This is a genomic window from Streptomyces sp. NPDC005483 (assembly GCF_040606035.1).
Taxonomy (GTDB): domain Bacteria; phylum Actinomycetota; class Actinomycetes; order Streptomycetales; family Streptomycetaceae; genus Streptomyces.
Window position 1 is genome coordinate 109604 of record NZ_JBEXEA010000025.1, and the last position, 11026, is coordinate 120629.

Genomic DNA, 11026 nt, shown 5'->3' on the forward strand with positions numbered 1-11026 from the left:
GATTCCTGAACAGGCGCCGCGCGGACGGGGGTGGTGGGACGTCAGTCGTTGGCGACCACGGGGTAGCGGGGCTCGTTCTCGGCCATCTGCCGCAGCGCGTCCTTGCGTTCGCGCTTGGAGAGCCGGTCGATGTAGAGGTAGCCGTACAGGTGGTCGGTCTCGTGCTGCAGACACCGGGCGAAGTAGCCGGTGCCACGGACCTTGACCGGGTTGCCCTTCTCATCCTGCCCGGTGACCTCGGCGTAGTCGGGACGGGCGAGCGGCGCGTACGCGGTGGGCACCGACAAACAGCCCTCGTTCGCGTCGTCGAGCCGGCGCTTGTCGGCGGGCAGGTCCACGAGCCTCGGGTTGCAGACGACACCCACGTGCCGCCGGCCCTCGTCGTCCTGGCAGTCGTACACGAAGACCTTCAGGTCGACGCCGATCTGGTTGGCGGCGAGGCCGACGCCCTCGGCGGTGCGCTGGCTGGCGAACATGTCCGCGACCAGCTGGTCGAGCTCCTCACCGAACTCGGTGACGTCCTTGCACTCCTTGTGCAGGACGGGGTTCCCGACGACGGTGATGGGCCGCGAGGTGCCGCGCTCACGCCAGGCGTTCTCCCGCTCCTCGGTGTCCTCGGTGTCGATGACGAACCCCTCGTCGTCGACGGGGAGCACGCCCGCGTGCTGCTGATCGGTGTCCTGCTGGGCCATGACCGACGTATGCCTTCCTAAAACAAGAACAGGGGGAAGCTGCGGATACAGGGTACGGGGGTCACGCCCCCGCAGGGGCGCGGGACTGTGTCTGATATGCGGCTCCGCCGCGTGGGCGCGACCAGCCACAACGGACCCGCACCCGACCAACGACCTAGCAGACCTCTTCCAAATCCCGCCAGTCACGAGAATCCGGACTGTCCGCAACCCACCCGTCCAACAGCCCCCGAACCAGCGAAGCCGGCGCAGCCACCCCGCACTCCCGCTCCGGCACCCACAACTGCCCGTCCGTCCGATGCCCCAGCGGCCCAGGATGCCCCGGCTCACTGTGATCGTGCGGATCGAGATGCTCCCCGTCCCCCTCATCCGACGGCATCCGCGACTCGGAACACATCCGGCACAGCAACCGCACCGAGGAAGACCAGTCCTCCGCAGCGAACCCGGCATCGGCAGCCAGCTGCTCCAGCGCGTCCCGGTCCGCCTCGGTGGCAGCCTCGAGCAGCACCACCCACGTAGGCACAGGCGACGGCGCCCACAGCTCGATCTCGTCGAACACCGGATACGCGTGGCCCGACGCAGTCGTCCGCTCCCCGTGCGGCACCCCGTCGTGCAGCACGACCTCGCCCCAGCGGCGCCCGGAGGACGGCAGCGGAATCGACAGCACCTCGATGCGCGCGGGGTCCAGCCGCCGCCCCCAGACCACCTCGGCCTCGCCCTCGGGAGACAGCCGTACGGCGGCGCTGCCCAGGTCCATCCCCAGCGGCTCACCCGAGGCCGTGGCACCCCCGGGCACCCGCAGCCCGTAGGCCTGCCAGGCGCGGCGGGCCAGCGGCCAGTCCTGGAGCGCGGTCGCGGCGATGCCGACGTTCCACCAGTCGGGCGCCCCGGTCTCCCGGTCGAGCAGCGCGACGGCCCGAAGGCCCGCGGCCCGCGCCTGCTCCCAGTCGTGCCGGAACTTGTGCAGGAGGGCGAGGTTGAACCAGGACTCGGACAGCCACGGTTCCAGGTCCGCGGCACGTGTCAGCAGCGCGCCCGCGTCCTCGTACCGGCCGTCGCCGATCAGGGTGAACGCGCGGTCCGTGGCCTGCCGCCAGGAGGCGGAGGGCCGGTGCCGTCCCTTGCCGAAGATCCTCACGATTCCCGCCTGCCGGTTCCGTCGAGTGGGCTGGCTGTGCCCCCGGACACCCTCTCTCTCGCATCCAACCACGTGTGCTCGGAAGGGCGCTCATTACCCATGGGTTACCCCGTCACGGGCGAGGTCAGACAGTCTCTCGACAGCACCCGGGCCAGCGCCTCCACGACCTCCGGAGCGTAGTCCCCTGCGGTACCCAGGCGCAGCTCCTCAAGCGCGGTCAGTGGCCCGCCGGGTCCGGCGTCCCGCGCCTTCTCCTCGTAGGCGTTGACGGCCCGCACGATCCGCGCGGCCAGCGGCTGCTCCCGGCAGGGGTCGGCCTGCCGTTCCACGACCACGGCGACGGCCGCGTCGACGCCCGTCTGCCGTACGACGGCCCCGCCGAGGAGCGCGATGCGGCGCTGTTCGGCGAGGGGCAGGGCGGCGGTGGCGCCCGCGGGCACCGGGTCGACCAGGCTCAGCTGGCCGATGTCGTGCATGAGGGCGGCGTACTCCAGGACGGTGAGCTCGGGCCGGGACATCCCCAGGTCACGCCCGACCTCCCGGCTGAGCGCGGCGACCCTGCGGGCGTGCCCGGCGGGCGTGTACCCGGCTATCTCGGTGGCGCGGGCGAGGGAGGCGATGGTCTGGCGGTAGGTGGAGCGGACGGCGGCATACCGCCGGACGGAGAGCTGGGTGAGGAGCAACGGCACCGAGAAGACGGGCAGCGCCCACAGTCCCGCGACGGCCACCGCGAGAGCCATCACGGCCCCGGTGGCGACGACGGCGGATCCGATGCCGAGCAGGGCCCGCAGCTCGTCCCGGAGCAGCGGGCCGAAGGGCCAGCGGGTGCGGGAGTGCGCCAGGGCGGCCGCGAGCACGGCGTCGCACAGCGCGGTGAGCGAGAGCAGGGCGAGCAGGAGCAGGGCGTAGGCGGGGCCGCCCCACTGCGCGAACGTCCCCTGGTTGTAGAGGGGTTGGAAGCACACGGCGGCGAAACCGACGCTGAGGACGCGGCGGGCGAGCTGGTCGGCGGTGGGGCCCTGCCCGCGTCCGACGTGCGGGACGCTGCCGACGAGGGAGGCGGCGAGGACGACGGTGGCGGCCTGCGCGGCGCCGTGATGCGTGGGCGCGCCGGCGTTCTCGCCGAGCAGGGCGTACGACAGCGCTCCGGCGGCACCGAGCGGCGCGGCCTCCCTGACGTGGGGGCCGCTGCGCCGGTTGAGCTCGCCGACGGTGATCAGCACGCCGAAGGCGAGGGCGGTGCCGCGCTCCTCGAGACCGCTCCACAGGACGCAGGAGAGGGAGCCGAGAGCGACGAAGGCGGCGCAGGTGTGGACGAGGGTGAGGAGCGGCGGCCGGCGGAGCGTCCCGGGCGCGCTCACCGGCGTACCCCGGGCCGCCCCGCGGTGCTGGACCGGGGAGGTGGCACGCCGGCCTCGTCCGCCTCGTCGGCGGTGACCGCCGGATGCCAGCCGTGCCGGGACAGGGCGCGGACGAGGGCCGTCACCATCCGTGGGTCGAACTGGCTGCCCGCGCACCGCTCCAGCTCCTCCAGCGCGGCCCCGACCGGCCGGGCCCGCCGGTAGGAGCGGGTGGACGTCATCGCGTCGAAGGCGTCGGCCACGGCCACCACCCGTGCGGACTCCGGGATCTGACCCCCCATCAGTCCGTACGGGTATCCGCTCCCGTCCAGCCGCTCATGGTGGTGCAGCACGGCGGCCCGGGCCTCCCCGAGGAAGGAGATGCCCCGGACCATCTCGTGTCCGTACTCCGGATGCAGCTCGATGACCCGCCGCTCCTCCGGGGTCAGCGGCCCGTCCTTCCTGAGCAGCCGGGTCGGCACGCCGAGCTTGCCCACGTCGTGCAAAATCCCGGCGAACCGCAGCACCTCGGTCCGGGCGTCGTCCATGCCGAGCTCCCGCGCGATCATCATCGACGCCTGCCCGACCCGCTCGCTGTGCCCGCGCGTGTACTCGTCCTTGATGTCGACGGCCTGCACCAGCGCCCGGATGGTGGCCTGATGCGCCGCCCGCTCCCGGTGGTACTGCGCGAACACCCACCACGACACGAACATCGGCAGCAGCACGAGCAACGCGGCGACGGGACCGTAGGGACTGCGCCACAGCACGGCCATCATCAGCCCGGCCAGTCCGTGGACGGCGACGGGGGCGAGGGAGCGGAGGAACAGGCCGCGCCAGGCCCGCCGTACCGGGACTCTCTCGGCGAGCGCCAGGATTCCGCCGTCCAGCAGGCTCAGCACCAGGCAGAAGGCGAGCACCGCGGCCCCGGCCGGGACGAGCGCGTACGGGAAGTCGGCGGCCACGACCGCGTCCCGGCCGCCCAGCGCCCCGTGCACCCGCGCGGCCGCCCACACGCTCACCGCGAGCTGCGCGGCCCGCCAGATCCGGCGCAGGCCCCGCGGGCGCCGCTCGACCGGGGACAGCAGCGCCCCCGGCAGGGCCACGAGGGCGGCGGCCGGGGGCGGCAGCAGAAAGGCGCCGGCGAGCAGGACGGGATGGAAGGTGCCGGCGAACCGCCACCGCGCGGCGGCCTGCTCGCATCCGGCGTACACCGCGGTGAGCAGGGCGAGCGCCCACCAGGGAGTGCGGACGGCCGGCAGCGGCAGGAGACAGAGCAGTGCGGCTACGGCGACACAGGCGACGTACGCACGCGCGCGGGCCGGCACCGCCTCCATGTCGCCCCTCCAGCCCCAGTCCGCACAGCTGCGAGGAGCCTAGGACGGCGTAGGGGGCGGTGCGGGGCGATCACCTGCCGATTAGCACGTTCGAGTGAACGGCGACCGGACGTTCACCGCTCAGGACTCCTGCGAAGCCGTCACGTCGTGCTCGGGCACGGTCTGTCCCGAGCGGATCAGGTCGAGCCGCCCCAGGACCTTGGCGCGCAGGTCGGTCGGCACGTCGTCGTGACCGCAGCACCGCTTGACGAGCTTCTTCACGGCCTCTTCGAGACCGTACTTCTCCAGGCACGGCGAGCACTCGTTGAAGTGCTGCTTGAACTTGGCGCGATCGACGTCCGGCATCTCACTGTCGAGGAACTCGTAGAGATGATCGAGTACCTCACTGCAGTCCGTCTCGTGCGGCTCTCCGCAGCTCATGAGCCCGAGCCTTTCGCTTCGTCCGACTCCCCGGCACCGGCCGGGACGAGCCCGCGCTCGCGCGCGTAGTCCTCCAACATGCCGCGCAGTTGACGGCGTCCGCGGTGCAGGCGGGACATCACCGTACCGATGGGTGTCCCCATGATGTCCGCGATCTCCTTGTACGCAAAGCCCTCTACGTCAGCGAGATAGACGGCGATACGGAATTCCTCGGGGATCGCCTGCAGCGCTTCCTTCACGTCCGAGTCGGGCAGGTGGTCGAGCGCCTGCGACTCGGCGGAGCGCAGACCGGTCGACATGTGCGACTCGGCCCGGGCGAGCTGCCAGTCCTCGATCTCCTCGGCCGCGGAGCGCTGGGGTTCGCGCTGCTTCTTGCGGTACGAGTTGATGAACGTGTTGGTGAGGATCCGGTACAGCCACGCCTTGAGGTTGGTCCCCTCACGGAACTGGTGGAAGGACGCGTACGCCTTGGCGTACGTCTCCTGCACCAGGTCTTCGGCGTCGGCCGGGTTGCGCGTCATGCGCAGGGCGGCCGAGTACATCTGGTCGAGGAATTCGAGCGCGTCCCGCTCGAAGCGCGCGGTGCGCTCCGCAGTGGACTCCGTGCTCGCGCCCTGGCCCTCGGGCTGCTCCGCCTGGCCGTTGTCGGTCCCTGCGTCGATCCCAGTGACCGGACCCACCTCCTCAAGATTCCGGGCAGCAACGAAACCGGTGCCACCGGAATTGGAGGATAGACGACTACCCGTCCCCGCCGCCCCTCGAATGGGCGTGGTCTTGGCCGCATGCAGCACCGTCCAGTCCAGGTCAGCGCGGCTGCTACGGCTCGGGCAGAAGGTCGAACCCATGCGGCTGACTTCCTCTCCTACGACGGTCTGCGCTGTTCCTCAGCGCTTCTGTCCGCCTCAACAGAGGTCCGCGGCTCAACATTCCCGGGCTTTCACCCCAGTGACCCGACCCACTTCACGACCGCGTCCGTGATGACCGTCACGGCCTCGTCCTGGGTGACCTCCGCCCGCTTCGGTACGGCGAAGCCGTGATCGCCGTAGGGCACCTCGGCCAGTTCGAAGGAGCCCTCCGGGAACTCCTCCGGCTTCCCGAACGGGTCGTTGCCGCCCTGGACGACCAGGGTGGGCACCCCGGATCCGAGCAACTCGCCGGCGCGCGACTTCTCCGGCCTGCCGGGCGGGTGCAGCGGGAAGCTCAGGGCGAGGACCCCGGCGGCGCCCAGCTCCACGGCCGTACGGCAGGCGACCCGGGCCCCCGCGCTGCGGCCGCCGGAGATCACCGGCAGGCCGGGCCGCACGAGAGCGGGCCAGATGCCCCGCCATCCCACGTCCAGCGTCTTCGGCGCGGGCGCGAGCTTCTTGCCGGCCACCCGCCAGGGCTGCTCGACGAGGGCGACGGTCACCCCATGAACGGGGAGCACCCGGGCCAGCGCCTGGAGGTCCCGCGCCTCGATGCCGCCGCCGGCGCCATGGCTGACGGCCAGCACGAGCCGTGGCTGCTTCGCGGGGTGCCAGGTGATGCGGGCGTCCCCGGTCTCGGTGCTGATGGTCTCGGTCTTCACACCTGAAGGCTAGAAGAGGGTGCCCTCTTCCGGCCCGTCCAGCTCCTTCAGCAGCTCCGGGCCGTTGTTGCGGACGTTGCTGACGGCGGTGGAGACCGGGTAGGCGCGCATGAGCCCCTCGGGCGGGGCCGCAAGCAGCGAGCGCAGGTCCTCCACGTCCGTGCGGGACGGGTCGAGCCAGGTGTCCCAGCGGTCCGGGGTCAGCATGAGCGGCATCCGGGGGTGGATGGCGGCGAGGGAGCGCGGGCCGTCGGCCGGGGAGACACCCAGCGGTCCCGTCTCCGCCTCGGTGGTGATCACGGAGCAGGTGGCCCACCAGGCCTGCGGGTGGTCGTCGGGCAGGGTCCTGTCCCGCCAGAACTCGTAGAGCCCGGCCATCGCGAACACCGAACCGTCGGCGGGCAGCACGAAGTAGGGCTGCTTGCGCGGCCGCTTCTTCCTGCCCTCGACCTCCAGGTCCCGCTCGCCGGAGCCGGTGACCCACTCGTAGTAGCCGTCGGCCGGGATGATGCAGCGGCGGGTGGCGAAGGCCCGCTTGTACGACGGCTTCTCGTGGACGGTCTCCGCGCGCGCGTTGATCATCCGTGCCGCGCCCTCGGGCGTCTTCGACCAGCTCGGGACCAGGCCCCACTTGAGCTTCCGCAGCTGCCGAACCGGTCGCGGGTCGTCCACGTCCTTAAGAGGACGGTCAAGGACGGCGTAGACCTCCTTGGTCGGGGCCACGTTGTAGTCGGGCTCCAGGGATTCCGCGGGTTCCCACTTCTCGATCTCAAAGGTTCCTGCGAGATCCTCGGGCCCACGACTGGCTGCATACCGTCCGCACATACGTGCCACACTGCCAGACTCCGTACGACGAGAGGGAGCCACCGGGAAACATGGACAGCACCGCATCGACCGCGCTGCCCGACCTCTGGGACCGGCTCACCGGACTGCAACCCGACCCCGATCTGTGGGTGGTGCTGGCGACCATGGGGGCGGCGCTCGCCATAGTGGTCCCCCATACGCTGTGGCGGCTCTCTCGCAACGCCATCACCATCGCCCACGAGGGCGGCCACGGTCTGGTCGCCCTGCTGACCGGACGTCAGCTCACCGGTATACGGCTGCACTCCGACACCAGCGGGCTCACGGTCAGCCGGGGCAAGCCGCACGGCATCGGCATGATCCTCACCGCCGCGGCCGGTTACACCGCTCCCCCGCTGCTCGGCCTGGGCGGCGCCGCCCTCCTCGCCGCCGGCCGCATCACCCTGCTGCTGTGGGCGGCGACGGCCCTGCTGGTGGCGATGCTGGTGATGATCCGCAACGCGTACGGGGCGCTGACGGTGGTGCTCACCGGCGGGACGTTCGTGGTGGTGTCCTGGCTCGCCGGACCGCAGGTGCAGGCGGCGTTCGCGTACGCGGTGGTGTGGTTCCTGCTCCTTGGCGGGGTGCGTCCCGCTTTCGAGCTACAGGCGAAGCGGGCCAGGGGCGGGGCAGGCGACTCGGACGCGGACCAGTTGTCCCGGCTGACGCATGTACCGGCGGGCCTGTGGTTGTTCCTGTTCCACGCGGTGAGCCTGTGCTCGCTGATAGGCGGCGGCAGGTGGATGTTGGAGGTGTGACGCGGGGGCGCGACCAGCCACGACGGCGCGGCACCCGACACCCGGCCCCCTACTAAAGTGAACCCATGGCTTCGAACCCCTCAGACACCGCCCTCTGGCCCGCCCCCCACGCGAGCGCAGCCGTCGACGCGACGGTCCACGTACCGGGGTCGAAGTCAGTCACCAACCGAGCCCTCGTACTGGCGGCCCTCGCCAGCGAGCCGGGCTGGCTGCGCCGCCCCCTCCGCTCCCGCGACACCCTCCTGATGGCGGCAGCCCTGCGCGAGATGGGCGTGGGCATCGAGGAAGGGGTCGGCCCCGACGGCACCGGCGAGACCTGGCGCGTCCTGCCCGCCGGCCTGCGCGGCCCCGCCACGGTGGACGTCGGCAACGCCGGCACCGTCATGCGCTTCCTCCCGCCCGTCGCCGCGCTCGCCGACGGCGAGATCCGCTTCGACGGCGACCCGAGGTCGCACGAACGCCCGCTGCACGGTGTGATCGACGCCCTGCGCGTCCTCGGCGCCCGCATCGAGGACGACGGCCGCGGCGCGCTGCCGCTCACGGTGCACGGCGGGGGCGCCCTGGACGGCGGGCCGGTCGAGATCGACGCGTCCTCCTCGTCCCAGTTCGTGTCGGCGCTCCTGCTCTCCGGCCCGCGCTTCAACCAGGGCGTCGAGGTCCGGCACGTGGGTTCCGCCCTGCCCTCGATGCCGCACATCCGGATGACCGTGGACATGCTGCGCGCGGTGGGCGCCCAGGTGGACACCCCGGAGTCGGGCGGTGAGCCGAACGTCTGGCGGGTCACGCCGGGCGCCCTGCTGGGCCGCGACCTGACCGTCGAGCCCGACCTGTCCAACGCCCAGCCGTTCCTGGCGGCGGCCCTGGTGACCGGCGGCAAGGTCGTGATCCCGGACTGGCCGGCCCGCACCACCCAGCCCGGTGACCGGCTGCGCGAGATCTTCACCGAGATGGGCGGGGCCTGCGAACTCACCGAGTACGGCCTGGTGTTCACCGGTTCGGGTGCGATCCACGGCATCGATGTCGACCTCGGCGAGGTCGGCGAGCTGACCCCCGGCATCGCTGCCGTGGCGGCCCTCGCGGACTCCCCCTCCACCCTGCGCGGGGTGGCCCATCTGCGCCTGCACGAGACGGACCGGCTGGCCGCGCTCACCAAGGAGATCAACGAACTCGGCGGTGACGTCACCGAGACGGCCGACGGCCTGCACATCCGCCCGCGCCGCCTGCACGGCGGGATCTTCCACACCTACGAGGACCACCGCATGGCCACGGCAGGCGCGATCATCGGCCTCGCGGTCGAGGGCGTGCAGATCGAGAACGTCGCGACGACGGCCAAGACCCTGCCGGACTTCCCGGACATGTGGAGCGGGATGCTCGGGAGCCAGAAGGCGTAGGGGACCACCGCCATGCGCCGCTACGGCAAGCACACCGACGAGGACGACATCCGCAGCCGCCCGAACCGCAAGGGCAACCGGCCGCGCACCCATATCCGGCCCAAGCACGAGGACGCCTCCTGGGGCATGGTCCTCACCGTCGACCGGGGCCGCCTGACCGTCCTCGTCGACGACCGGATCGTGATGGCGATGAAGGCCCGCGAACTGGGCCGCAAGGCGGCGATCGTCGGCGACCGGGTGGCCCTCGTCGGCGACCTGTCCGGCCAGAAGGACACCCTCGCGCGGATCGTCCGCATCGAGGAGCGCACCTCGGTCCTGCGCCGGACCGCCGACGACGACGACCCCTACGAGCGGGTGGTCGTCGCCAACGCCGACCAGCTCGCCATCGTCACGGCCCTCGCCGACCCGGAACCCCGCCCCCGCCTCATCGACCGCTGCCTGGTGGCGGCCTTCGACGGCGGCCTCACCCCGCTCCTGGTGATGACCAAGTCGGACCTCGCCCCGCCGGACAAACTCCTGGAGCTCTACGGCGACCTGGACATCCCGTACGTCGTCACCAACCGCGAGGAGCTGGAGAACGGCGACGCGTCGGACCGGGTGCGCGCACAGCTCGACGGCAAGATCACGGCGTTCGTCGGCCACTCGGGCGTCGGCAAGACGACCCTGGTCAACGCGCTGGTCCCGGAGGACCGCAGGCGTCTGACCGGCCATGTGAACGCGGTGACCGGCCGCGGCCGCCACACCACGACGTCGGCCCTGGCGCTTCCGCTGGCGGGCGACGACGGCTGGGTGATCGACACCCCGGGCCTACGGTCGTTCGGGCTGCACCACGTGGACCCGTCCCGGGTGATCCACGCGTTCCCCGACCTGGAACCGGGAACCGAGAACTGCCCGCGCGCGTGCAGTCACGACGAGCCGGACTGCGCGCTGGACGCGTGGGTGGCCGAGGGCCACGCCGACCCGGCCCGGCTGTACTCCCTGCGGCGGCTGCTCTCCACGCGGGAGCGCACGGAGGGCGACTGAGCAAGGGCGCCGGAGGGGACTGACCTCCGCGTTGTTTGGCTGTAGGCGAGTTCGGTAAGTGCATAATCGCACCGAGCCGGGCATGCGGCCGGACATACGGGAGGACAGCACATGGCGTGGCTGCTGGTGGTGGTGGCCGGGTTGCTGGAGACCGGTTTCGCCGTGTGTCTGAAGCTCTCCCACGGTTTCACCCGGCTGTGGCCCACCGTCGCGTTCTGCATCTTCGCCCTCGGCAGCTTCGGCCTGCTGACCCTGTCGCTGAGAAAGCTGGACGTCGGCCCCGCCTACGCCGTGTGGACGGGCATCGGCGCGGCGGGCACCGCCATCTACGGGATGATCTTCCTCGACGACCTGGTGTCGACGCTGAAGATCGTCTCGATCAGCCTGGTGATCATAGGGGTGATCGGACTCCAGCTGTCGGGCTCGCAGCACTAGTGCCGCTCCGCAGAAGTTCGTGGAGGGGTGTTGATCAAGTTGTCTTCAGTGGGGTGCCTTCGTAGGTCCAGCGGTAGGGTCTCGCGGCCTC

At 71.6% G+C, this 11026-nt stretch carries 12 protein-coding genes; 4 read left to right on the plus strand and 8 right to left on the minus strand.

The window, feature by feature from the left end; genetic code table 11:
- Positions 1-41: 41 nt before the first annotated feature.
- The 8 genes from def to ABZT06_RS36430 form a co-directional block, all read right to left on the minus strand.
- A complete protein-coding gene (def, locus tag ABZT06_RS36395; RefSeq protein WP_355751114.1) occupies positions 42-692 on the minus strand; it encodes a peptide deformylase in 651 nt (216 codons plus the stop codon).
- A gap of 154 nt (positions 693-846) precedes the next feature.
- Positions 847-1827: a hypothetical protein gene (locus ABZT06_RS36400; RefSeq protein ID WP_020119821.1), complete on the minus strand. Its 981-nt coding sequence runs from the start codon at positions 1825-1827 to the stop codon at positions 847-849.
- 104 nt (positions 1828-1931) lie between these two features.
- The gene (locus ABZT06_RS36405; RefSeq protein WP_355751118.1) at positions 1932-3188 is read right to left on the minus strand and encodes an HD domain-containing protein; all 1257 of its coding nucleotides are present in this window, start codon (positions 3186-3188) and stop codon (positions 1932-1934) included.
- A complete protein-coding gene (locus ABZT06_RS36410; RefSeq protein ID WP_355751121.1) occupies positions 3185-4501 on the minus strand; it encodes an HD-GYP domain-containing protein in 1317 nt (438 codons plus the stop codon). Before ABZT06_RS36410 ends, ABZT06_RS36405 begins: the two co-directional genes overlap by 4 nt.
- Before the next feature lie 120 nt (positions 4502-4621).
- Positions 4622-4921 carry a mycothiol system anti-sigma-R factor gene (gene rsrA / locus ABZT06_RS36415; RefSeq protein ID WP_355751124.1) on the minus strand — a complete coding sequence of 100 codons (300 nt, stop codon included), beginning with the start codon at positions 4919-4921 and terminating at the stop codon, positions 4622-4624.
- A complete protein-coding gene (gene sigR / locus ABZT06_RS36420) occupies positions 4918-5601 on the minus strand; it encodes an RNA polymerase sigma factor SigR (protein ID WP_355751127.1) in 684 nt (227 codons plus the stop codon). The genes rsrA and sigR overlap by 4 nt, the downstream gene beginning before the upstream one ends.
- 257 nt (positions 5602-5858) lie before the next feature.
- A complete protein-coding gene (locus tag ABZT06_RS36425) occupies positions 5859-6488 on the minus strand; it encodes an alpha/beta family hydrolase (RefSeq protein WP_355751129.1) in 630 nt (209 codons plus the stop codon).
- Between the two features lie 9 nt (positions 6489-6497).
- Positions 6498-7313: an SOS response-associated peptidase gene (locus ABZT06_RS36430; RefSeq protein ID WP_355751131.1), complete on the minus strand. Its 816-nt coding sequence runs from the start codon at positions 7311-7313 to the stop codon at positions 6498-6500.
- Positions 7314-7363: 50 nt separating this feature from the next.
- Here ABZT06_RS36430 and ABZT06_RS36435 point away from each other — a divergent pair, with 50 nt between their 5' ends.
- The 4 genes from ABZT06_RS36435 to ABZT06_RS36450 all read left to right on the plus strand — a co-directional run bounded on the left by ABZT06_RS36435 (position 7364) and on the right by ABZT06_RS36450 (position 10935).
- The gene (locus ABZT06_RS36435) at positions 7364-8086 is read left to right on the plus strand and encodes a M50 family metallopeptidase (protein WP_355751134.1); all 723 of its coding nucleotides are present in this window, start codon (positions 7364-7366) and stop codon (positions 8084-8086) included.
- Positions 8087-8151: 65 nt separating this feature from the next.
- A complete protein-coding gene (gene aroA, locus ABZT06_RS36440; RefSeq protein ID WP_355751137.1) occupies positions 8152-9477 on the plus strand; it encodes a 3-phosphoshikimate 1-carboxyvinyltransferase in 1326 nt (441 codons plus the stop codon).
- A 12-nt stretch (positions 9478-9489) separates the two neighbouring features.
- Positions 9490-10500 carry a ribosome small subunit-dependent GTPase A gene (rsgA, locus tag ABZT06_RS36445; RefSeq protein WP_355751140.1) on the plus strand — a complete coding sequence of 337 codons (1011 nt, stop codon included), beginning with the start codon at positions 9490-9492 and terminating at the stop codon, positions 10498-10500.
- 111 nt (positions 10501-10611) lie between these two features.
- Positions 10612-10935 (plus strand): multidrug efflux SMR transporter, encoded by a 324-nt coding sequence (locus tag ABZT06_RS36450; protein ID WP_355751143.1) that lies wholly within the window; start codon positions 10612-10614, stop codon positions 10933-10935.
- Positions 10936-11026: the final 91 nt, after the last annotated feature.

What these genes read in the sequence shown, in the direction of transcription:
- def (WP_355751114.1), bottom strand. Translation starts at nt 692, where the DNA reads ATGGCCCAGCAGGACACCGATCAGCAGCACGCGGGCGTGCTCCCCGTC.
- ABZT06_RS36410 (WP_355751121.1), bottom strand. Translation starts at nt 4,501, where the DNA reads ATGGAGGCGGTGCCGGCCCGCGCGCGTGCGTACGTCGCCTGTGTCGCC.
- rsrA (WP_355751124.1), bottom strand. Translation starts at nt 4,921, where the DNA reads ATGAGCTGCGGAGAGCCGCACGAGACGGACTGCAGTGAGGTACTCGAT.
- ABZT06_RS36430 (WP_355751131.1), bottom strand. Translation starts at nt 7,313, where the DNA reads ATGTGCGGACGGTATGCAGCCAGTCGTGGGCCCGAGGATCTCGCAGGA.
- ABZT06_RS36435 (WP_355751134.1), top strand. Translation starts at nt 7,364, where the DNA reads ATGGACAGCACCGCATCGACCGCGCTGCCCGACCTCTGGGACCGGCTC.
- aroA (WP_355751137.1), top strand. Translation starts at nt 8,152, where the DNA reads ATGGCTTCGAACCCCTCAGACACCGCCCTCTGGCCCGCCCCCCACGCG.
- rsgA (WP_355751140.1), top strand. Translation starts at nt 9,490, where the DNA reads ATGCGCCGCTACGGCAAGCACACCGACGAGGACGACATCCGCAGCCGC.
- ABZT06_RS36450 (WP_355751143.1), top strand. Translation starts at nt 10,612, where the DNA reads ATGGCGTGGCTGCTGGTGGTGGTGGCCGGGTTGCTGGAGACCGGTTTC.